The following is a 23242-nucleotide window of genomic DNA, read 5'->3' as shown; positions in this document are numbered from 1 at the left end:
TGGTGCCCTCCTGCCGTACGCCCTGGAAACGAAGGTTAGATCGGGGTCAGCCCGTGCTTGCGCTGAACCTTGGGCATGTTCTGCTTGTCCCGCAACAGGTGCAGGGACTTGCGGAGCAGCAACCGGGTCTCGTGCGGCTGGATCACCCCGTCGATGTATCCGCGCTCGGCCGCGATCCACGGCGTGGCCAGGTTGAGGTTGTAGCCCTCGATGAAGTCGGCACGGATCTTCTGCACCTCGGGCGCGGTCGGATCCGGGAATCGCTTCACCAACAGCTGCGCCGCGCCCTCGGCGCCGATCACCGCGATACGCGCGGTCGGCCAGGCGAAGTTCAGGTCCGCCGAGAGCTGCTTGGAGCCCATCACCGCGTACCCGCCGCCGTAGGCCTTGCGGACGACGATGGTCACCTTCGGCACATCGGCCTCGACGATCGCGTTGAAGAACCGGCCACCACGCTTGATGATGCCGTCCTTCTCCTGCTGCACACCCGGCATGGCGCCCGGGGTGTCGACCACGAAAACCAAAGGCAGGTTGAAGGAGTCGCAGAACCGGATGAAGCTCGCGGCCTTGTCGGAGGCATCCGTGTCCACCACACCGGACAGGAACATCGGCTGGTTGGCGATCACACCGACCGGCCGACCGTCCACCCGCGCGAACGCGGTGATCATCGCGGGGCCACGCTGCTCGGCGATCTCGAAGACGTCACCGTCGTCGAAGATCCGCAGCAGGATCTCGTGCATGTCGTACGCCGTGTTGTCGGAATCCGGCACGATCGAATCCAGCTCGAGATCGTGCGGGGTGATCTCGGGTTCCAGACCCGGGTTCACGATCGGGGCATCGTCGAAGTGGTTGGCGGGCAGGAACGAAAGGTAGTCGCGCACGTACTGGAACGCGGCCGCCTCATCCTCGACAACCTTGTGGATGTTGCCGCGCTGGGCCTGCACGTCGGCGCCGCCGAGCTCGTCGAACGTCACATCTTCACCGGTGACGTCCTTGATCACGTCCGGGCCGGTGATGAACATGTAGCCCTGGTCGCGCACCGCCACCAGCAGATCGGTCTGGATCGGCGAATAGACCGCGCCGCCAGCGCATTTGCCCAGGATGATGGAGATCTCCGGGACCAGACCGCGCAGCATCTCGTGCCGGCGGCCGAGTTCGGCGTACCAGGCCAGCGAGGTCGCCGCGTCCTGGATGCGGGCGCCGGCGGAGTCGTTGATCCCGATGATCGGGCAGCCGACCATGGCCACCCACTCCATCAGCTTGGCGACCTTGCGGCCGAACATCTCACCGACCGAACCCTGGAACACCGTCTGGTCGTGGCTGAACACGCCGACCGGGCGGCCGTTGATGGTTCCGTGCCCGGTGACCACGCCGTCGCCGAAGAGCGCGTTGGGATCACCCGGGGTCTTGGCCAGTGCGCCGATCTCCAGGAAGCTGCCCGGATCGAGCAGTGCGTGGATGCGGGCACGGGCGCTCGGGATGCCCTTCTTGTCCCGTCGCGCAATGGCTTTGGGGTCGCCCGGCTCTTTGGCCAGTTCCAGCTTCTCGCGGAGCTCGGCCAGGAGTTCAGCCGTGGTCTTGTTCGTCACTTGCTCTCGCTCTCGGCTTCGATACGGTTGATCGCTTCGCTCATGTGAGCACCGACTTTGGCAATGTACGGCTCATCGATGGCCTGGATGTGCTCGCCCCCGATGGGCACCACCTCGAGATCCTTGACGTACTCGCCCCAGCCGCCGTCGGGCTTGCGGGTCGCGTACGCGGGCTCGAAGACGATGGCGTCATCGTGGTACCGGTCGGCCAGGTACAGCGTGACGTGGCCGTCGTACGGCTGGACCTCGATGGTGGCCAGAGCCCGCTGATCCAGGTACGACGTGCGCTGATGCTCGATGATCCCGCCCGGGATCTGCACACCGCTGTCCTTGATCGCGTCCAGGACGAACTTCACCTGGCCCTCGTCGTCGAGCTGCTCCAGCTCCTCGTAGGGAATCGCCGGGATCTCGACATTGAACGTGCGCTGGGCGAACAGGGCGTAGCGGTCCCAACGGGCCCGCATACCTTCCTTGCTCTGGTCGATCGGCTCGCCAGGAAGCGCGAGGTCGATCAGCCCGACGAACCGGACATCGGCACCGGCCTGCTTCAGCCCGATCGCACACGCGTAGGCCAGTGCCCCGCCCAGCGACCAGCCGGCCAGCATGAACGGACCGTTGTGCATCGCCAGCAGCTTGGGCACGTACTCGGCGGCACGCTCCTCGATCGCACCCTCGACCCGCTCGATTCCGTAGATCGGGGTATCGGCAGGCAGCCGCTTGATCAGCGGCTCGTAGACGACGGTGGATCCGCCGGCGGGGTGGAACACGAACAAGGGAACCTTGGACGCGCCCGCTGTGTTTTCGCGTGGAGCACGCAGCGTACGGACAAATCCGTCCACCACACCCTCTTCGAGCTGATCGCGCACGATCGTGGACAGCTCTTCGATGGTCTTGGCCGAACGCACCTGTTCGACGGTGACGGTGCCCTCAGCGCGCTCGGAGAGCCGCTCGGACAGCTTGGTCGCGGTCTCGACATCGACGAAGGGCAACTCGTTGAAGATGCCGCTCGGCGACTTGCCGGTGACGATCGCCCAGGTGGCGAAGGTGACCCGCTCCGCGGCGTCACGCGGGGGTACGTCGGCGCCGAGCGCCTCGGTGACCGCCTCCTGGGTGAGCACCTTGGCAGCTGCGGCAGCCGCGGTGGCCTTGCTGGGTCCGCTCGGATCGCTCGGCGGCGCCGGCACGGCCGGTCCGCTCGGATCACTCGGGGGCGGTGGGATCTCCAGGCCCTCGATGGCGGCGGCCTCGGCAGCGGGATCCACCCCGCTGTCCTCGGAGTCCTGCTCCCCCAACGGATGCCCGGACTCGGCCAGCTTGGCCTCGAGCTCAGCGACCGTCGAGGCACCACCCAGGAGTTCGGACTGCTCGGCGGCGATCTCCTCGGCCGTCTTGCCCTTCTGGGATTCGGCGATCTGATCGACCTCGTCGCGGTGCTCGATCGCGTACTTGAGCAATTCCTCGATGTTGTAGAGGTTGGCGTCGCGCACCGCGGTCAGCTGGATCGGCGGAATGTCGAAGTCGTACTCGACCCGGTTCTTGATCCGGACCGCCATCAGGGAATCCAGGCCCAGCTCGATCAGCGGCACCTCCCAGGGCAGGTCCTCTGGCTCGTAGCCCATGGCACCGCCGACGATGGCGCCGAGGCGCTGCGCGACCGTCTCACCCGAATCGGCCGACCACTTGGCAAATCCCGCGCCCATGCCCGCGCCCTTGGTCAGGTTGTCGGACAGAATGGCCGCGTCGTCCTCGACCACGGGCTCAGCCGCTGCCGGGGCAGCCGAAACCTGCTCGGCGACAACGCCGGCGCCGACGGCAGTCGGCAGCGCAGCCGCGGCACCGCCGCGGCTCACGATCGCGTCGTAGACCAAACAGAAGGAAGACTCGCCCCCGTTATCCAACCGGGCGTGCACCTGCACCGAGGCACCGCCGGGGTGCCGGGTCAGCGTGGTGACCAGACGCGAGCCCTCGGCGGGCACCGCACGCTGCTCGGACGCGGTGAGCTTGGCATCCGGGAGCACCTGCGCGGCAGCCGCTTTCACCAGTGCGGCGAGGTCAGCGGCGCCCTTCGAGACGAACTCCCAGACATGCTTGCCGTCGGGTGTCGCGACGTGGTTGCCGGGCATCACTGCCGAGCTGTCCGCGGTGAACTGGGCATCCAGCCAATGCTGCTTGCGCTTGAAGCGGGTGGGCGGGATGTTGGCGAAGTCCAGGGCACCAGCCAAACCGCTGGACTTGCGCGGGAACAGGGTCCGGAAGTCCAGGTCGTGGCCGTGCACGAACAGGTGGGCCATGGCCGTGACCATCGACTCGACCTCGTCCTGCTTGCGGGCCAGGGTCGCGATCAGCTGCGCGTCGTGGAGACCGGCCGATGCGGTGGTCAGCCCAACCTGCATGAGCGCCACCGGGTTCGGCGCCAGCTCGAGGAACGTGGTGTGACCGTTGTCCACCGCGTTGCGGATGCCGTGGGTGAAGTAGACGCTGTGCCGCAGCCCCTTCTTCCAGTACTCCACGTCGTGGATCGGCTCGGCGCCGGCACGGATGAACTTGCCCTCGTGCACGGTCGAGAAGTAGCCCGTGGTCAGCGGATGCGGTTCGATACCTTGGATTTCGGCGGACAGCTCACCGAGTAGCGGATCCATCTGCTGGGTATGGCTGGCACCCTTGGTCTGCAGCTTGCGGGCGAACTTGCCCTCGGCTTCGGCACGGGCGATGATCGCGTCGATCTGCTCCGGCGGGCCACCGATGACGGTCTGGGTCGGGGCGGCGTAGACACACACCTCGAGGCCCGGGTAGTCCGCGAACACGGTCTTGATCTCGTCGGCCGAGTACTCCACGAGCGCCATCAGCCGGATGTACTCGCCGAACAGCATCGCCTCGCCCTCACCCATCAGGTGCGCGCGCGAGCAGATGGTCCGGGTGGCATCGGCCAGCGACAGGCCGCCCGCGAAGTAGGCGGCGGCCGCCTCGCCGAGCGACTGTCCCACCACCGCACCGGGTTTCGCTCCGTGTGCCTTGAGGAACTCACCGAGCGCGATCTGGAGGGCGAAGATCACCGTCTGGACCACTTCGATCGGGTATTCGCAGGTGTCGTTGGTGTAGTCGATCGCGTCGTCGAGGATCAGTTCGACAATCGAGTACCCGCGCTCGTCCTGGATGTAGGCATCGACCTTGTCGATCCACTCGGCGAAGACCGGCTCGCGCAGGTAGAGGCTCTTGCCCATCTTGCGGTGCTGCGCACCGAAACCGGCGAGCACCCAGACCGGGCCGTTGGTGACCGGGCCGTCGGCCGAGATCACCGTCGGATGCTGCTTGCCCTCGGCGATCGCCCGCAGGCCCTTGATCGCCTCGTCGTGGTCATGGGCCAGCACCACGGCGCGGGAACGGCCGTGGTTGCGGCGCGACAACGAGCGTCCGATGGATTCCAGGGACGCCTCGCGCCCCTCGGGGCTGTCGATCCAGTCCGCCAGCTCGGCCGCGGCGACCTTCTTGCGAGAGGTCAGGAATGCCGAGATCGCGAGCGGGACAACCTTTTTGACGGGCTCGGCGGCGTCAGCCGCGGCCAGCTCTTCGCGGGCCGCCTCGATCAGCCGCTTGGCCTCGTCGGTCAGGCCGGGCAGTTCGTGGTTCGCCTCGTCGTAGGCGGGGTACTCACCGGCCCCGGAATCAGACTCAGCCTCGTCGTGAATGAATTCGCCGTACTCGTCCATCCGCACCCCGCCGACGTACACGGCGTCGGCGTCCTCGGAAGACGACTTGTCCTCGGCGGACTGCGGCGCCGGTTCTGGTTCAACCAGATCCGACGGCAGCACCTCGCGCAGCACCAGGTGCGCGTTGGCGCCACCGAAGCCGAAGCCCGAGACACCGGTGATGGCGTGTCCGCTGTAGCGCGGCCACTCGGAGACGGTGTCGTTGACCTTGAGGTGTTCCTTGTCGAAGTCGATGTACGGGTTGGGGCCCGCGTAGTTGATCGACGGGGGCAGCTTGTCGCGCTGCAGCGACAGGGTCATCTTCGCCAGGCTGGCCGCGCCGGCAGCCGACTCCAGGTGTCCCACATTGGATTTCACCGCGCCCAGCAGGGCGGGCTTGTCGGCATCGCGACCGCGGCCGACCACGCGGCCCAGTGCGTCGGCCTCGATCGGGTCACCCAGGATGGTGCCGGTGCCGTGCGCCTCGATGTAGTCGACGTCGCGCGGGTTGATCCCGGCGTCCTTGTAGGCCTTGCGCAGCACGTCTTCCTGCGCGTCCGGGTTGGGCGCGAGCATGCCGTTGGAACGGCCGTCGTGGTTGACCGCGCTGCCGGCGATCACGGCAAGAATGGTGTCCCCGTCGCGGCGGGCATCGGAGACCCGCTTGAACACCAGCATGCCGCCGCCCTCGGAGCGGGCGTAACCGTTGGCGTCGGAGGAGAAGGACTTGATCCGGCCGTCCGGGGCCAGCACTCCGCCGACCTCGTCGAAACCGATGGTGACGATCGGGGTGATCATGGCGTTGACACCACCGACGATGGCCACGTCGGCCTCGCCGGAGCGCAGCGCCTGCACACCCTGGTGCGCGGCGACCAGCGAGCTGGAGCAGGCGGTGTCGACCGACACCGACGGTCCGCGGAAGTCGTAGAAGTAGGACACCCGGTTGGCGATGATCGAGGTGGCGGTGCCGGTGATCGCGTAAGGGTGCGCGGCTGTGGGGTCCATCAGGGCGAGGAACTGGTAGTCGTTGTTCGAACTACCCACGTAAACCGCGACATTGGTGCCGCGCAGGCTCGACGCCGGGATGCGGGCATGCTCGAGGGCCTGCCAGGTCAGTTCGAGCGCCATCCGCTGCTGCGGATCGATGTTGTCGGCCTCCATCTTCGACAGCGCGAAGAACTCGGAGTCGAAACCCTTGATATCCGAGAGATAGCCGCCGCGGATGCTGGCCTTGCCGACACGTTCGGCGATCCGCGGCTCGGCGAGGAACTCCTCCCAGCGGCCCTCGGGCAGGTCCGTGATGGCATCGCGACCTTCGAGCAGCGCCTCCCACATCTCGTCAGGGGAGTTCATGTCCCCTGGGAAGCGGGTTGCGACGCCGACGATCGCGATGTCCTCGACATCGGCGTCGCGCGACCAGTCCGCGTCATCGGTGTTCTCGGGCTCTGGTTCGCCCTCGATGATCACGGTCGCCAGCGACTCGATGGTCGGGTGCCGGAACAGCACCGTGGCGGTCAGCGTGACCCCGGTGAGGTCCTCGATGTCGCTGGCCATGGCCACCGCGTCGCGCGAGGACAGACCCAGCTCGATCAGCGGGGTGGTCTCGTCGATCGCGTCAGGCGACTGACTGGTGGCGGTTGCCACCGCCTTACGCAGCCACTCCCGCATCTCCGCGACGGTCAGGTCGGGGCGCTGCGCCGGTGTCGCAGCGGGCTGGGTGCCCTCTGGAAGATTCGAATTGCTTTGTGTTTCATCCATATTCAGGTCACCTTGCATCAGAACGGGCTGGTCGGCCACGTGTCGTTGGCTTAGAGGTTCGGTCAGTCCGTCTCATCCGGGAAGTCGTTCGCGATCTTCCCGGCGCGCAGAGAGCCGTCCAGGTACGCGGAGCGGCAGGCCCGGCGACCGATCTTGCCGCTGGAGGTACGCGGGACGGCGCCGGCGGCGGTCAGCAGCACGTCGCGCACCGTGACACCGTGGCGCACGGCGATCGCCGCGCGGATGTCGTCGGTGATCGGGCCGACCTCGAGCTTGTGGGAGCCGGGTGCGCGCTCGGCGACGATGACCAGCTGCTCGGAGCTGTCGTCGTCGTCACGGTGCAGGCCGGCGTGCGCGTTCTCGAACACCTCGGCGGGCAGCTGATTGGCCGGCACCGAGAAAGCCGCGACGTAGCCGGTGCGCAGCGCCTTGCTGGCTTCCTGCGCCGAGTACTCCAGGTCCTGCGGGTAGTGGTTGCGGCCGTCGATGATGACCAGGTCCTTGACGCGGCCGGTGATGTAGAGGTCGCCGTCGTAGAAGGCGCCGTAATCGCCGGTGCGAACCCAGGTGGCGTCGTCGTCGGCACCCTCCGCGTGGGACGGGCTGGTCCGCGACTTGAGGGTGTTCTGGAATACCTGGACGGTCTCTTCGGGCTTACCCCAGTAGCCGGTGCCCATGTTCTGGCCGCTCATCCAGATCTCGCCGACCTGTCCGTCGGGCAGCTCGGTGGCGGTCTCGGCGTCCACGATGACGGCCCACTCAGAGACGCCGACCTTGCCGGCCGAGGCCTGCGCGACCGCCTTGATCGAATCGCCGTCCACCTCGACGATGCGACCGGTGTTGAGCTCGTCGCGGTCGACGTAGATGATCTTGGGCTCTTCGGCGGCCGGGGTGGTCGACACCATCAGCGTGGCCTCAGCCAGACCGTAGGACGGTTTGATGGCCTTGGCCGGGAAGCCGAAGGGGCTGAAGGCCTCGTTGAACCGGCGCACGGTGGCCGCCGAGATCGGCTCGCTGCCGTTGAGCACGGCCTTGACGTTGGAGAGATCGAGCGCCGCCTCACCTTCTTTCGGGACACCCCGGGCAGCGGCGTGGTCGAACGCGAAGTTCGGCGCCACCGAGATGACACCGCCGGTGTCGCCTTCCTTGCGGGCCATCTCGCGGATCCAGCGCTCCGGCCGGCGCACGAATGCGGCCGGGGTCATGAAGGTGAAGTAGTGGCCGATCATCGGGGCGATCAGCCCGGTGACCAGACCCATGTCGTGGAAGAACGGCAACCAGGACAGGCCACGGTCGCCCTCCTCACCTTCGAGCGCCTCGACGATCTGCACGACGTTGGTGGCCATGTTCAGGTGGGTGATCTGCACACCGGTCGGGATCCGGGTCGAGCCGGAGGTGTACTGCAGGTAGGCGATGGTGGACTCGTCGACGTCCTCGAAATGGACCCAGGTGGCGGCGACGTCGTCGGGCACGGCGTCGACCGCGATGACACGGGGACGCTGGTTGGCCGGTCGGCTGCGGAAGAACTTGCGGACGCCCTCGGCGGCCTCGGTGGTGGTCAGGACCGCCGCGGGGTGGCAGTCGTCCAGCACCGCGTGCAGGCGGCCGACGTGGCCGGGCTCGGACGGGTCGAACAGCGGCACCGCGATGCGTCCGGCATAGAGCGCACCGAAGAAGGCGACGAGGTAGTCGAGGTTCTGCGGGCACAGGATGGCGACCCGGTCACCGGGTTGGGTGACCTGCTGAAGCCGTGCGGCCACCGCCTTGTTGCGGGCGCTGAACTGCGCCCAGGTCAGGTCGCGGGCGACACCGTCGCGCTCGGTCGAGAAGTCCAGGAAGCGGTATGCCAGCTTGTCGCTACGAACCCTGGCCCAACGCTCGACGTGCTCGACGATGCTGGCGCCGTCAGGGAACTTGATCTGACCGTCCTTGATGAACGGATTGATGAACGGCATATAACTCTCCTGTCAGAGCCGTACTCGTCGCGTTGTCGCACGTCACTGGAGGTGCGTTGCAGCCACTCGGGCGGCCGTACGTACCCAAACCCGGACGATCGTACCGGGCGCGGCGACCACGCCTACGAGTCAGCTGACGGCTCTAGTCAACCAACCACGCACGCGCAAAGCTCTTATTTTTCTCTTAATGTTAAGGGACCGTGACGGTCCCGGCCAAATCCGCCACGCGAGTCGCGGTCCGGGCGTGTTCGGTGTCAACCGTGCTTGGGGTGCGGCGCGTTGTCCACCAGGCCCTTGGCCCAGCTCAGCGTCCACTGCGTGGCGGTCTCCCCGTTCTCCACCCAGAACTGCGGGGTGTTGTACAGGGCGTGCACCGGCCCGGCCGCGCTGCCGGTCAGTGTCTCCAGGGTCTTGGGCAGGTTGAAGATCGAGAACGCCTCCTCGGGCGCCGAACAGATCAGGTCTCCCTTGCCGCAGATCTGATTGGTCCGGTCGTTGAGCGCCCCGAAACCGCCCTGCCGCGGTCCCGTCATGGTCAGGCCCATCTCGGACAGCACCGGCACCTCGTGCAAGGTGATCTCGGCGCCCTGACCCGGCGGGTTGGGACCGATGTCCTGCCCGACACCGAGCTGGCGGCGCCCGTCGGCGATCAATGTCACGCCCAGCACCAGGTCCTCGTCCACCGGCCCGCGGCCGTTGCCGATGTCGCTGGCCAGGTCCCCACCGATCACCGCGCCCTGCGAGAACCCGGCGATCACATAGCTGGTCAGCGGGCACCGGTCGTTCATGTCCGTCATCGCCTTGACCGCGGTGCGCTTCCCCTCGGCGCGGCTGTCGTTGTAGGACATCTGCTTGTCGGCGGCGAACGGGTTATGGAACTGCGCGGTGTAGGGCACCGTGTAGACCTCGAGCCGGTCCTTGCCGAACTGCTCGGCCATCGGCCGGCTGATATTCGTCATCAGCGACAGCGGGAACTGCGTCGGGTTGAACGGGTCGTCCTGCGGCGAGGACTCCCAGGTACCGGGGATCGAAACCAGCATCACGTCGGGGCAGTCGGCGGACTGGAACTCCGGGCGCGGCTTACGCGTCGTCGACGGGCCCGGAACCCCGACCGGCGGCTGGGCCGACGGCGGCGCCGACGGGCTCTCGGGACGACGCAGGTAGATCACCACGATGGACACCACCAGCACCACGACGAGTGCCATCGCCCCGGCGGCGATCAGTGCCAGGATGCGGTGCCGCTTCCGGCGGCCGGCATTTTTTGCCATGGGTTACTCGGGCTCCTCGCGTGCGGTGCGGTGATCTGCTTGTCAGCAGAGATGTTCGGTGGCGATACGGATGTAGTCGGTGGCGGCGGCGTCGATCTCGCCGGACGTCGGGCTCTCCGAGGTATGGGCAGCCCGGACATCGCTACGCACCAACGGCAGGACGAAATCCCGTACCGCCTGGTCGTTCAGCTTGGCGGCGTGAGCCTGGCACACGTACGACCCGATCGACAGCGCCAGCAGCTCACTGGACGGGTTGATCCCCGTGTCCTTGAGCTTGTCGAGATAGGTGTGCTGCTGCGACGTGAGGTCCAGCTCACCGGGGCGGCCCTGCTGGGGTTGCGCGGACACCGCCTGCGGCTGTGCCCCGTTGACCTGTGACGTCGGCAGGGCCAGCGGCGCCATGATGTCGCCGCCGGCGTCGCACGCCGTGAGCAACGACGCAGCGGACACCGCTGCCACCAGGGTGGCCGACCGTACCGTGTGCTGCACGCTTCCACCGTACCGGCTGGTGAAAAGTGCCCCGGCGCAGCTGATTCTGGTCACCACGGCCGCCCGCCCGGACCGCTACTTGATGGTCGCGACCAGTTCACCCGACATCTGTGCCAGCTGCGGCGCCCAGCTACCCCAGTCATGCTGGCCCCCGGCCGGCATGTCGAAGTGGCCGTTGCTGCCGCCGACCGAGCGGTAGTGCTGGTAGAAGGACCGGTTGCTGCCCTGCGCCAGATCGCAGACACCGATCATGGCAGCCGGATCGCTGCATGTCAGCGCGGCGGGGCTGTACACCCACAGCCGGGTATTGGCATCGGCCAGCAACTGCACGTGCACGTCGGGGTCATGCCACTTCCAGCGGCCCAGCTGTGGGGCACCCCACATGCCGTAGCTGTCCACCCCGCCGAACTGCGCCATGCCTGCGGTGATCGCGCCGTTGAGAGTGGTGGCCGACGGAGTCAGGAAACCCGACAGCGATCCGGCGAAGCGATACCGGTCGGGGTGGAATGCGGCCAGTGTCAGCGCGGCGGTGCCGCCCTGCGAGGCGCCCACGACCCCGTGCCCGCCGGGGGCCAGCCCCTTGTTGGCGGCCAGCCAGTCCGGCAGCTCGGCGGAGAGGAAGGTCTCCCACTGCTTGCTGCCGTCCTGCTCCCAGTTCGTGTAGAGGCTGAACGCGCCGCCGGCCGGGGCCGCCACCGAGATACCTCGGCCGGCCAGGGTCGACATCGCATGACCTGCGTTGACCCAGTTGCTGACATCAGGGGCCGCGTTGAACGCATCGAGCAGGATCACCGCGTGCGGGCCACCGCCCTGGAAGGCCACCGGAATGTCGCGACCCATGGCCGCCGACGGAACCATCAGGTATTCGACACCATCGGCCCGAGCCGGTGCGCCCGCCATCGCGGACACGGTCCACAGGCCGGCGCCCAGTACCGGCGCCAGCAGGGCCAGCAGCATCGCCCGCATCAGACTCAACGCACGTCTCATCATCAACCTCTCCTGCTGCCTGCCGGACTTCGCTGTGTCCTACACATTTGGGCCCACCGCACACGTAACCCGCGTTGTAGTGAACCACATCGACCTCACAGCCGGGGTGAATCACCAGGTCCGGAAACGGCTGACGGCGGCGACCCCGTGGGGATCGCCGCCGTCAGGCGTCGTACGTGTCAGGTCGCCACCTACCGCCGGATCAGGCGGTCGGCGTGGCGCCCAGGACGCGCTGCAGGTCAGGCTTCATGGCCTGCAGCTGCTGGCCCCAGTAGGCCCAGTTGTGCGTACCGCTCTGCGGGAAGTTGAACACTGCGTTCTTGCCGCCGGCCGCGATGTACTTCTCCTGGAAGGTGGAGTTCGTGCGGCACACGAAGCCCTCGAGGAACTTGGCGGGCATGTCGGCGCCACCGAGCTCGCCCGGCTTGCCGTTACCGCAGTACACCCAGAGCCGGGTGCCGTTGTTGGCCAGGGTCGCGACGTTCTCGGTCGGGTCGTTGGCCTTCCAGGCGTTGTCCGGATCGCCAGTCTTGCCCCACATGTCGTCGGCCTTGTAGCCGCCGGCGTCACCCATCGAGATACCGATCAGCATGGGCCACCAGCCCTCGGACGGGTTCAACGTGCCCGACAGGGAGGAGGCGTAGATGAACTGATCCGGGTGGCGAGCCGAAAGCATCAGCGCCGACGAACCGGCCATCGACAGACCGACCACAGCGCTGCCGGTCGACTTCACGTCCTTGTTGGCCGCCAGCCACGCCGGGAGCTCCTGGGTCAGGAAGGTCTCCCACTTGTAGGTCTTGCAGCCGCCGTCCTTGCTGCCACAGGCCGGCTTGTACCAGTCGCTGTAGAAGCTGGACTGGCCACCGACCGGCATGACAACCGAGATGCCGGAGTTCAGGAACCACTCGAACGTCGGCAGTTCGATGTCCCACCCGTTCTGGTCTTCGCGAGCGCGCATACCGTCGAGCAGATAGAGCGCAGGTGCACCCGCGCCACCGCTCTGGAACTCGACCTTGATGTCACGTCCCATCGCTGCCGACGGGACTTCGAGATACTCGACCGGTAGGCCGGGCCGAGACCAGGCTCCAGCGGTTGCCGAGCCGCCTACGACGCCAACCAGGCCAGGCAGCACGGCTGCTGCGGCGACCGCAACCGTCAACCGGCGCGACAGGCCGCGCATCTTCCCAACGAACTTCATACCGCTCCCTATCTGAATCTCTTCTTCGTATTCCGCACATCGATACACACCGACGTAAGCGGCTCACGTGCCCGTGTAGTCAACCACACGAACTCGTGTTGCTTCTCTGCAGCAGTTGTCGTCCCTGGTCGCCCCTCAGCCGTTGATGGTCGCGATCAGGTCTGGTTTGAAGGCCCTCGGTTGAGCGGCCCGGTCCGGCCGGGCGTGGTTGCCCGCCGGGGGAAAATGAGAGCTCACGTTGCTGCCGGCCGCGTTGCCGTGGGCAGCGTGAAAGTCCTTGTTGCACTTGATCGGGTCGTTGCGCGTCCTGGCGCCGGTGCGCAATGCCGGCAGCGACGTGGCACGGGTGGACAGGCTCGGGTGGTAGGCCGACATGATCGACGCGGCCCCACCCGACAGCGACAATCCCTCCGCGGTGTTGCCGGCCCGGACGACCTGCCTGTCGGCGGCCATATGACCCGGGAACTTCTGTGTGAGGAAGGTCTCGCGAGACAACACACCGGCTGTGGCCGTCGGTAAGCGCGGACCCCAAGGGCGCATACCGGAGACACCAGAGGTCAGCATCGGTTTCTCGTACCGTCCGTTCAAGATCGATCACGCGGGCTCGTCTGGGTATCGGTGCCGCCCGCCCGGGCGTTACCGAATACACAGAATTCGGTCCTACGATCTCGCGCGCGGTCACGGTCCGGTGGCGGGCATCCCCGTGTACGGCGGGTTCTTGGGCTCGGGCACCGGCAGTCCGCACCGCTTCAGGTCATAGAGCGGCACCCGGTCGATCCGGTACTTGGTGAACTCGTACGCGTGCACCAGGTTGGACAGGAACCGCCGCGGGCTCATCTCCCCGCGGACCGAGTTCAGCATCGACTCGGTGGCCGGGCAGTCCAGCGCGGCCTCCGCCTGCGAGATCCAGTCCTCGTCCAGGTAGGGCGGGATCCATTGCTTGGTCTTGAGGAAGGGCCCTTCGGCCACCGCCCAGTCCGGGAACAGGTTCTTGTCGTGGCCGATGCGGCCGTCGGTGAGCCGCTGGGTGTGCATCGCCAGCGGATTCGTCAGACCGATCTGGTCGATGACCCGCACATCGAGTCCGACGTTCATGCCGAGCATGCCCATGTTGGTGAAGAACACGGTGTGCGGGGTTTTCAGCGCCCGACGGTCCGTCGGGCTCAGGTCCGCCGGCGGCGGATACGCGGGGACGACGTCCCATTGGTCATAGTTGCCCGACGGCAACAGCAACGCCCCGTCGGGGGTGTTGTTGATCGCGGTCAGCACCGCACGCATCCGGGGATAGTCCAGGTAGTCGGCGGCGGTCAGCGGGTGCGCATGACCGGTGGCCTGCGAGTAGAACCGGCGCTCGTCGACGATTCCGGTGTAGGTGACCCGGGTGCCGTCGGCCCCCAGGCCCGGCGAGTTGGCGGCCCAGATCGACCAGCCCACCACCGAGGCCCACAACACGCTGGTGGCCGCGGCGAGCAGGTACCCGGTTTCCCGGGTGAACCTGGTGCCGTCCGGCAGCACGACCGGTATGACCGCGACGGGCATCAGCAGGCAGAACAGCGGGGTCAGCAGCACCCGGCCGTGCATGAAGTCACCACCCTGGCGCACCCAGTAGATGCCCTGCAGCAACCCGCTGGCGAACATGAAAAGCACTACGGCGGCGGGACTCTGGACGGTGCGGGCCAGCCAGCCGTAGCCACGGGGCACCTGATGGCGCACCCACCACGGCCGGGTCCGCGTGGTCAGCAGCACCGCGCCGAGGGCGGCCAGCAACAGCACCGGCACCCACAGCAGGTACGGGTGGTTGAAATTGGTGAGATAGGTCAGGCCCTGAGCCCACTTGGACCCCGACGCGTCCTTGGCCACCGCGGTGCCCGGCACGATCAGCCCGTAGTAACCCATCCGGAAGATCTGGTAGGCGACCGGCAGCAGTCCGCCGGCCACCAAGATCAGGACGCGGCGACGCCAGCCCCGCGCGGCGATCAGCATCATGACCAGAGCGCCACCGCCGATCAACGCCAACTCGGGGCGGATCAGCACACTGAGCCCGGCCAGGGTCGCCAGCGCACCATCGAAGTACTTGCTGGACGCCGGATTCGGTGCCCCCTTGGCCACGCCGCGGCGCGTCGCCGGAGCCGCGCGCAAGGCCTGCGACCAGCACACCAACATCCACCACAGCAGGCCCAGATAGGCCAGTACCAAACCGTTTTCGAGCCCCGACGTCGCGAAGTCGCGGGCCGGCGGGACGGCGATGTAGACCAGCGCACCGGCGGGCAGCAACAGGGCACGGCGGCCCTGCAGGCTCGGGGCGTACAACCGGCCGGTGCCGAGCATTGCCAGGACGACACCGAGCACACTCAGCGTCAGCGCGAGGGCCAGCGCCACGTACTCCATCCGGACCGAGCCGCCGAGCCAGGCACCCAGCGTCACCAGATAGGTCCACGCGGTCGAGGTGTTGGCTTCGATCCGCTCACCCGCATTGAAGACGGGACCGTTGCCCGCCAGCAGGTTTCGGACCGTCCGCAGCACGATCAGACCGTCGTCGGCGATCCAGCGGCGCTGCCAGGCACCCCAGCCGAACAGGCCGGCGACCACGACCACACTCACCCACAGGCTGATCCGCACCGTGATGTCGTACGGAAACACCGGCCAGCGCGCCAGCCGGCTACCCACGCCGCCCGCCAGGCGGCGCAGTGTAATTCGGTCAGCTGAAGTAGATAGCTGCACCGATGGTTCCGATCCACGCCAGGAACAGGACCTGCAGCACTCGGTCTTTCAGCGCGATCTCCTCTGGCTCACCGGCGATGCCACCATCAATGTCAACCGCATAGCGCAGGATCGCGATGGTGAACGGAACCATCGTGATCGCGTACCACGACGCATCCTGGCCGTCGAGCCCCAGAGCGTCGTTGGCGCTGTCGCGCCCGAACGCCCACAGGCCGTAGCAGAGCACCATCGCGGTAGCCGACAACGTCCACACGAAACGCAGGTAGCTGCTCGTGTAGCTCTCCAGCGACTTGCGGATCTTGGCGCCGGTGCGCTCGGCCAATTGCAGTTCGGCATAACGTTTGCCGGCCGCCATGAACAGTGAGCCGAAGGCCATCACCAGGAGGAACCATTGCGACAGCGGGATATCGGCGGCCACGCCACCTGCGATCGCGCGGAGCAGGAACCCCGAGGACACGATGCAGATGTCGAGCACCGCCTGGTGCTTGAGCCCGAAGCAGTACGCCAGCTGGACAGCGATGTACACCGCCATCACCAACGCCAGGTTCGGGGTCAGAAGCCACGAGATGGCCAGCGAGGCCAGCGCGAGCACGACGGCCAGCACGTAGGCCAGCGACTCCGGTACGACGCCCGCGGCGATCGGCCGGAACCGTTTCGTGGGATGGGCGCGGTCGGCCTCGACGTCGCGGGCGTCGTTGACCAGATAGATCGACGAGGCCGCGAGGCAGAACACGACGAACGCAATCGACACCTTGTAGGCGAGGTCGGCGTAGTTGTACTCGATGCCGCTGCCGACGGCGGCCAGCGGCGCCGCGAGCACCAGCAGGTTCTTGATCCACTGCCGTGGCCGCAGCGCCTTGATCAGCCCGGTCGCCAGATTCTTGGGCGGACCGGCCTCCGGCTGCGCTTCCTCACTCATTTGGCCACAGTCTCCTTCGGCCCGACACCGGCAGTTTTACCGACCACAGAACCCACGACCGTCCCGACGGCCACGCCGGTCAGTACGTCGGTGGGATAGTGCACGCCCAGCACCAGACGCGACAGCGCCATGGGCACCACCAGCACCGCGCGCAGCGGCAGACCGGTGGTCCGGGCCAGCAGCACCGCGGCCGCGGCGGTCGAGGTGGCATGTGCCGAGGGGAAACTCAACCGGCTCGGCGTCCCGACGTTCACGGCGATATCGGGGTGGTGCGGCCGCTCACGGCGCACCACCCGCTTGATGACGACCGCGGCGGCATGGGCCAGGAATGCGCCGGCACCCACCGCCAACCATGACTTGCGCTTGGCCGGCTGGGCCAGTGCACCGGCGGCCGCGAGCCCCAGCCAACCCAGACTGTGCTCGCCGAAATGCGACAACGCACGCGCTCCGGTCAGTACGCCCGGCCGGGTGGCCAGGGCAGACTGCACGGCAACCAACACGGCGTCCTCGCCGCGCGGGGCATCGGTCATGTCAGTTTTTCTCCGCCGACTCTGTCAGCAACACCGTCTCCCACTTCTGGGTGCTGGTCAGCACCGGCAGCGCCTCACGATAGACCTTGCGCAACCGGTCGAACTGACGGACCACACGCAACTGCTGGCGCAGCGAGGCACGCAACAACGCGAACATCTTGGCGCGGTCCCGCTGCCGGTACACCACACCACGCCCATCGGCGGTGGTGACGGTCACCCCGTCGGCCCGGCACAGGGAGAACCAGCGGGCGTCCTGGGTCGCCACGTTGATCTGCGGCCGGACATGGGTTTCCGGGTCGTGCTGACGCAGTTGGTGGACGACGCCGCGAGCGAGGTTCACCATGATCGCCGGCTTGGAGACCGGGATGCCGATCTTCTTGCGCTTGAGGTCCGAGGCTGCCGGCAGCTCGGTGGCACCGCCCAGCACGACGGCATCGGGGAACTGCTGACGCATCGCGCGGATGTCGGGCAGGGCCGATTCCAGGATGGAGAAGATGTGCTCCGGGCCGGCCAGGAAGTCCTCCATGGCCCGGTTCTGGATGGCGACCGTCGAATACTCAAGGCACAGAAGGTGTTTGAACGTGGCCTTGAGATGGCTGGCCAGCAGGCCACGCACGTCGCCATCCCAGTGCAGCGCGGCGATCACGAGCCGGTTGCGCAGGTGGAAGTAGGCCTGCCAGTCGATGGCGTCGTCCTTGTCGCTCCAGGCCATGTGCCAGATCGCCGCGCCGGGCAGCGTGACCGTGCGGTAGCCGTGCTCGGCAGCCCGCAGCCCGTACTCGACGTCGTCCCACTTGATGAACAGCGGCACCGGCTGGCCGAGCTCCTCGGCCACCTGCCGCGGGATCATGCACATCCACCAGCCGTTGAAGTCCACGTCGATCCGGCGGTGCAGCAGCTTGCTGCGGTCGGACTCGGTGTCGTCCAGCGCGTACTTGGCGAAGTCGTGGTCGTATTCGGCGTTGGGGGCCGCCGACCACATGAAGTTCGCCCGGTCGACCATCTCGCCCATGATGTGCAGGTGCGACGGCTCCTGCAGGTTGAGCATCTGCCCGCCGACCAGGATCGGCTCCTTGGCGAACCGGTTCATGGCCAGGGCGCGCAGGATCGAATCGGGTTCGATGCGGATGTCGTCGTCCATGAACAGGATCTGCTCACAGTCGGTGTTCTTCAGCGCCTCGTACATCACCCGGCTGTACCCGCCGGACCCGCCGAGGTTGGGCTGGTTGTGAATCGAGAGCCGGTTGCCCAACGCCTCTGCGGCCGCGGTGAATCCGGGATGATCCTTGGCCTTGCTGGTGCCCTGATCAGACACGATGACGGCGCTGACGACCTCGTTCACCAACGGATCCGAGGTCAGGGCGGCTAGTGCGTTGACGCAGTCCGCCGGCCGGTTGAACGTCGGGATGCCGACGGCGATGTTCGCGCGGCCGGGCGCGGGCGACGGGGCGTACCAACCGGCACTGTGCACCCGCACCGCGGTGTTGCTGGTGATGTCGAACCAGATCCAGCCGCCGTCCTCGAAGGGCGTCAGGTCGATCTCGAACTCGACGGCGGCGGGTTCGCCGGAGTCGCCGCTGGAGACGGGGGCGCCGCCGACGGTGATCCGGGCGCCGGTGGCCTTGGACCGGTAGACGTCGACGCGGGCCGTGCCGGTCAGCTCGACGCGCAGCACCACCGACTTCAGGGTGGACCAGCGGCGCCAGTAGCTGGCCGGGAAGGCGTTGAAGTAGGTCGCGAACGAGATGCCGGATTCGGTGCCGATCTCCAGCGTCGTGCGGGTCGGCGCGTGGGCCCGGCGGGCATTGGTCGGGTCTTCGACGAGATAGAGCTTGCGGACGTCCAGTGGCTCACCCGGTCGCGGCAGGATGACACGGGCCAGCAGACTGACGGCCCGCGATTCTCCGGCGTCGAGTGCGCCGGATGGGATGTCACTCATGCTTTGCTGCTTTCCTCTTCGGTAGCCAGCGGTGCACCGTCGGACAGGTGCGGCGCCAGGGTGTTGTCGTACATGTTCAGTGCACTGGCGATGGCCATGTGCATGTCGAGGTACTGGTAGGTGCCGAGCCGGCCGCCGAAAAGCACCTTCGCCGTGGCGGTCTCGGCCTTGGCGCGAGCCCGGTAGGAGGCCAGCAGGGCGCGGTCGGATTCGGTGTTGATCGGGTAGTACGGCTCGTCGTCTTCTTTGGCGAATCGCGAGTACTCCCGCATGATCACGGTCCTGTCGGCCGGGTAGTCCCGCTCCGGGTGGAAATGGCGGAACTCGTGGATCCGGGTGTAGTCCACGTCGGCGTCGTTGTAGTTCATCACCGGGGTGCCCTGAAAGTCGCCGGTGTCAAGCACTTCGAGGTCGAAATCCAGTGTGCGCCAGCCCAACCGGCCCTCGGAGTAGTCGAAGTAGCGGTCAAGTGGACCGGTGTACACCACGGGTGCGTCGGGGTTGGCCGCCCGGAGTTCGTCGCGGACGTCGAACCAGTCGGTGTCCAACCGCACCTCGATACGGTCGTCGGCGGCCATGTTCTCCAGCCAGGCGGTGTACCCGTCGACCGGCAGGCCCTCGTAGGTGTCGTTGAAGTACCGGTTGTCGAAGGTGTAGCGCACCGGCAGCCGGGTGATGTTGCCCGCCGGCAGATTCGTCGGGTCGGTCTCCCACTGCTTGGCGGTGTAGTGCTTCACGAACGCCTCGTAGAGCGGGCGCCCGATCAGCGAGATGGCCTTCTCCTCGAAGTTGGCCGCCTCGTGCCCGGCGATCTCGCTGGCCTGCTCCTTGATCAGGGCGCGGGCCTCGTCGGGGGTGAAGTAGCGTCCGAAGAACTGCGAGACCAGACCCAGCCCCATCGGGAACTGGTAGGCCTGGCCGTCGTGCATCGCGAAGACCCGGTGCTGATAGCCGGTGAAGTCGGTGAACTGCCGCACGTAGTCCCACACCCGTTGGTTGGAGGTGTGGAACAGGTGGGCGCCGTACTTGTGGACCTCGATACCGGTCTTCGGTTCGGCTTCCGAGTAGGCGTTGCCACCGATGTGCGGGCGTCGTTCTATAACAAGGACACGCTTGCCCAGCTGCGTCGCCGCGCGCTCAGCGATCGTCAGACCGAAGAAACCGGAACCGACGACGAATAAGTCGAAATGTCCGCTGGACTGGTCTGTAGCGACCCGGGGAGATAAGGACGTCATCGGCAGCCAGGGTATCCGACCGGGCCCCGCTGCCCCGAATTCGACAAAGGGCCCAGGTCGCAATTCGCTCACGATTCAATATCGTCACTCTAGACACACGAGTCACAGCCTTAACATCGATCTCGTTGGCATTCACGGGCGTCACACCACCTGGTCCGGAATACCGATGAAGCAAGAGGAGAGCACCCACCTGCTATCCGAAGTGCAGCCCTTATGGCTGCAAACATATTGAGGAGACTTCCGTGCCGAACCGCCGTCGACGCAAGCTCTCGACAGCCATGAGCGCAGTCGCCGCAGTGGCAGTCGCAAGTCCAGTCGCCCTAGTTGCCATGTCGCAGCTGTCCCCCGCGCCGCAGGAGCGCGAGTTCACCCAGGCCGCGCTGGTCACCGACCTCCCGGGCGAACTGATGTCCGCACTCTCGCAGGGCCTGTCCCAGTTCGGCATCAACCTGCCGCCGATGCCGAACAGCCTGCTGACCGGCTCGTCGCCGACGCCGACGCTCGGCTCGCCGACCCTGACCTCTCCCGGCCTGGCCTCGCCGGGGCTGACGTCGCCGGGGCTGACCGCGCCGGGCCTGACCGACCCGGGTCTCACGTCACCGGGACTCACCTCGCCCGGGCTCACGTCACCCGGACTCACCTCACCGGGGCTCGCCTCGCCGGGTCTGACGTCCCCTGACGCCGCGCTGACCAGCCCCAATGGCGCGACGCCGAGCCTGACCTCGCCGGCCGGGCTTGCGGGCTCACCCGATGGGCTGACCAACCCGGCGCTGACCCCGCCGACGACCGGCTCGCTCACCAACCCGGCGCTGACCCCGGTCGGCACCCCGGGCGGGCTGACCACCACCCCCGCCGGCCTGGGCGGTGGGGGCCTGACCTCGCCGACCGGCCTGGACCCCGCCCTGAGCGGCGGACTGGGCGGGCTCCCGGCTCCGGGAGAGGTGCCGATCTCGGCGCCGATCGGGCTGGATCCCAGTGCGGGCACCTACCCGCTGCTGGGCGCCGATCCGTCGCTGTCCGCGATGCCCGCCACCGGCGGCGGCGGTGGCGGCCTGTTCGGTGACCTGTCGAGCGCTGCCAACCAGCTCGGTGCCGGCCAGGCCATCGACCTACTCAAGGGCATGGTCATGCCGGCGATCACCTCGGCGATGAAGCCGCCGGTGCCCGCGCCCGCTCCGGCCCCCGTGCCGCCGCCCGCGTAGTACAGACCCGGTTAGAAGAACGGCACCGCAGAAGCCCTCCGGCTCTGCGGTGCCGTTGTGTCGGAAATCCGCGGAACGAAAGATACGGCGCGGACCGTGTCGAATCATTCGTAACACCAGACTCATACGTAACATCAGTCCGTGCAGTCCCGCCGCTCCGCGCCGTCGATTCTCTTCACCGCACTCGCGGCGACGGTCGTGATCGTGCCGTGGGCCATCTCCGGATCGGATTCCAGCGAACAGCAAAGTGCGGCAAGCGCTGCACCGCAGCTCACACAGCAACCACTCGACAATCTCACGGTCGGTGAGAGCATCCGCGAGATCCATCAGGACACCCCGTTCTCGATGGTCGCGCTCACCTCGCCGGACCTGCGTGGCACCTCGGCCCGGGTTCGCGCCCGCAAGGACGACGGCAGCTGGGGACCCTGGTACCAGGCCGAGAATCTCGACGGGGTCGGCGCCGACACTGCGGGCCCACGTGGCACCGAACCGGTGTTCGTCGGCCGCACCACCACCGTGCAGATCGCCGTCACCCGCGCGCCGCAGGCCCCGCCGCCGCCTCCCGGCAAGAAGGGGAAGGCCGGGCCGGCGCTCGGCTACGTACCTGCCAACGTCGAAGCACCCATCGGCCAGAACGTCACGGCGGTACTGATCAGCCCACCCCAGGCCCCCGTCGACGTCGGCCCACTGCCTACCGCCGCCATCAACCCCGGCCAACCGCCGGCGATCATCAGCCGCGCACAGTGGGGCGCCAACGAGTCGATGCGATGCGGAAACACCGTGTACGACAAGGGCATCCGAGCCGGCATCGTCCATCACACGGCAGGTAGCAACGATTACGCCCCCGAGGATTCGGCCGGCATCATCCGGTCGATCTACGAGTACCACACCCGCGAGCTGGGCTGGTGCGACATCGCCTACAACGCCATGGTCGACAAATACGGCCAGGTGTTCGAGGGCCGCGCGGGCGGCATGGACAAGCCCGTCGAGGGATCCCACACCGGCGGTTTCAACATCGACACCTGGGGCGTGGCGATGATGGGCGACTTCGACGTCGTGCCACCGACCGAGATCCAGGTGCGCAACACCGGCCGTCTGCTGGGCTGGCGGCTCGGCCTCGATCACATCGACCCGCACGGCACCGTCGTGCTCACCTCCGCCGGCGGATCCTTCACCCACTTCCCGCGCGGAGCCACCCCCACTTTGCCGACGATCTTCACCCACCGCGACGTCGGCATCACCGACTGCCCGGGCAACGCGGCGTACGCCCAGATGGACCACATCCGCGACATCGCCGCCCGGTTCAACCAGCCACCCGGCCCCGCGGATCTCGCCGACCAGATGCGCGGCGGCGCGATCTACAACCGGTGGCAGGCCGCAGGCGGTCCGGCCGGAATGCTGGGCAATCCGACCTCCCCCGAGACCGCGGGCGAAGGCACCACCCGCTACGCCACCTTCGAACGCGGTGCCGTGTACTGGTCGCCCGACAGCGGTGCCGAACCGGTCTCCGGCGCCATCTACGAGGCGTGGGGAACCCTTGGCTTCGAACGGGGAGTTCTGGGCCTGCCTACCAGTTCCGAGATCCCCGAACCCCAGTGGATCGTGCAGAACTTCCAGCACGGCACGCTGAACTTCGACCGCGAGAAGGGCACGGTCACCCGTGTCGTCGACGGCGTGCCGACCGAGTTGCCCCCGCCGTCACCCGACGATCAGCCGGTGCAGCTGGAGCGCTTCACCCCGATCACCTGACCGGGCGAAACCGGTTG

Annotated in this window: 15 protein-coding genes; 2 read left to right on the top strand and 13 right to left on the bottom strand. The window is 67.3% G+C overall.

Annotation, left to right across the window (positions count from 1 at the left end):
• Nucleotides 1-35: 35 nt before the first annotated feature.
• From AB0876_RS09290 to glf, 13 genes are all read right to left on the bottom strand, one after another.
• Complete coding sequence (locus AB0876_RS09290; RefSeq protein WP_055118670.1) at nucleotides 36-1589, bottom strand: acyl-CoA carboxylase subunit beta; 1554 nt, start codon at nucleotides 1587-1589, stop codon at nucleotides 36-38.
• The gene (gene pks13 / locus AB0876_RS09285) at nucleotides 1586-7033 is read right to left on the bottom strand and encodes a polyketide synthase Pks13 (RefSeq protein ID WP_491839669.1); all 5448 of its coding nucleotides are present in this window, start codon (nucleotides 7031-7033) and stop codon (nucleotides 1586-1588) included. The genes AB0876_RS09290 and pks13 overlap by 4 nt, the downstream gene beginning before the upstream one ends.
• A gap of 62 nt (nucleotides 7034-7095) precedes the next feature.
• Nucleotides 7096-8988, bottom strand: a complete 1893-nt coding sequence (gene fadD32 / locus AB0876_RS09280) for a long-chain-fatty-acid--AMP ligase FadD32 (RefSeq protein WP_491839668.1) — start codon at nucleotides 8986-8988, stop codon at nucleotides 7096-7098.
• A 254-nt stretch (nucleotides 8989-9242) separates the two neighbouring features.
• Nucleotides 9243-10256, bottom strand: a complete 1014-nt coding sequence (culp6, locus tag AB0876_RS09275) for a carboxylesterase Culp6 (protein ID WP_491839667.1) — start codon at nucleotides 10254-10256, stop codon at nucleotides 9243-9245.
• 42 nt (nucleotides 10257-10298) lie between these two features.
• A complete protein-coding gene (locus AB0876_RS09270) occupies nucleotides 10299-10745 on the bottom strand; it encodes a hypothetical protein (RefSeq protein ID WP_064882834.1) in 447 nt (148 codons plus the stop codon).
• Between the two features lie 75 nt (nucleotides 10746-10820).
• Nucleotides 10821-11732: an alpha/beta hydrolase-fold protein gene (locus AB0876_RS09265; RefSeq protein WP_491839712.1), complete on the bottom strand. Its 912-nt coding sequence runs from the start codon at nucleotides 11730-11732 to the stop codon at nucleotides 10821-10823.
• A 202-nt stretch (nucleotides 11733-11934) separates the two neighbouring features.
• The gene (locus AB0876_RS09260) at nucleotides 11935-12930 is read right to left on the bottom strand and encodes an esterase family protein (protein WP_055118679.1); all 996 of its coding nucleotides are present in this window, start codon (nucleotides 12928-12930) and stop codon (nucleotides 11935-11937) included.
• A 135-nt stretch (nucleotides 12931-13065) separates the two neighbouring features.
• A complete protein-coding gene (locus tag AB0876_RS09255; RefSeq protein WP_526041792.1) occupies nucleotides 13066-13494 on the bottom strand; it encodes a hypothetical protein in 429 nt (142 codons plus the stop codon).
• Nucleotides 13495-13608: 114 nt separating this feature from the next.
• On the bottom strand, nucleotides 13609-15597 hold the full coding sequence (gene aftB, locus AB0876_RS09250; protein WP_526041791.1) for a terminal beta-(1->2)-arabinofuranosyltransferase: 1989 nt from the start codon (nucleotides 15595-15597) through the stop codon (nucleotides 13609-13611).
• 31 nt (nucleotides 15598-15628) lie between these two features.
• The gene (locus AB0876_RS09245) at nucleotides 15629-16570 is read right to left on the bottom strand and encodes a decaprenyl-phosphate phosphoribosyltransferase (protein ID WP_526041790.1); all 942 of its coding nucleotides are present in this window, start codon (nucleotides 16568-16570) and stop codon (nucleotides 15629-15631) included.
• On the bottom strand, nucleotides 16567-17100 hold the full coding sequence (locus AB0876_RS09240) for a phosphatase PAP2 family protein (RefSeq protein ID WP_526041789.1): 534 nt from the start codon (nucleotides 17098-17100) through the stop codon (nucleotides 16567-16569). Before AB0876_RS09240 ends, AB0876_RS09245 begins: the two co-directional genes overlap by 4 nt.
• A gap of 1 nt (nucleotide 17101) precedes the next feature.
• Nucleotides 17102-19039 (bottom strand): glycosyltransferase family 2 protein, encoded by a 1938-nt coding sequence (locus tag AB0876_RS09235; RefSeq protein ID WP_526041788.1) that lies wholly within the window; start codon nucleotides 19037-19039, stop codon nucleotides 17102-17104.
• Nucleotides 19036-20274, bottom strand: coding sequence for a UDP-galactopyranose mutase (gene glf, locus AB0876_RS09230; RefSeq protein ID WP_526041787.1), 1239 nt, complete (start codon nucleotides 20272-20274; stop codon nucleotides 19036-19038). The genes AB0876_RS09235 and glf overlap by 4 nt, the downstream gene beginning before the upstream one ends.
• 242 nt (nucleotides 20275-20516) lie before the next feature.
• Between glf and AB0876_RS09225 the strand changes: the two genes are divergently transcribed.
• Entirely contained in the window at nucleotides 20517-21476 is a 960-nt protein-coding gene (locus tag AB0876_RS09225; protein WP_526041786.1) for a hypothetical protein, read from the top strand.
• A 141-nt stretch (nucleotides 21477-21617) separates the two neighbouring features.
• Entirely contained in the window at nucleotides 21618-23225 is a 1608-nt protein-coding gene (locus AB0876_RS09220; protein WP_491839659.1) for an N-acetylmuramoyl-L-alanine amidase, read from the top strand.
• Nucleotides 23226-23242 lie beyond the last annotated feature (17 nt).

The sequence above is a fragment of the Mycobacterium sp. NPDC049093 genome (assembly GCF_040704635.1).
GTDB lineage: Bacteria > Actinomycetota > Actinomycetes > Mycobacteriales > Mycobacteriaceae > Mycobacterium.
Note: the sequence above shows the minus strand (reverse complement) of the source record. Positions and strands in the feature narration are given on the sequence as shown.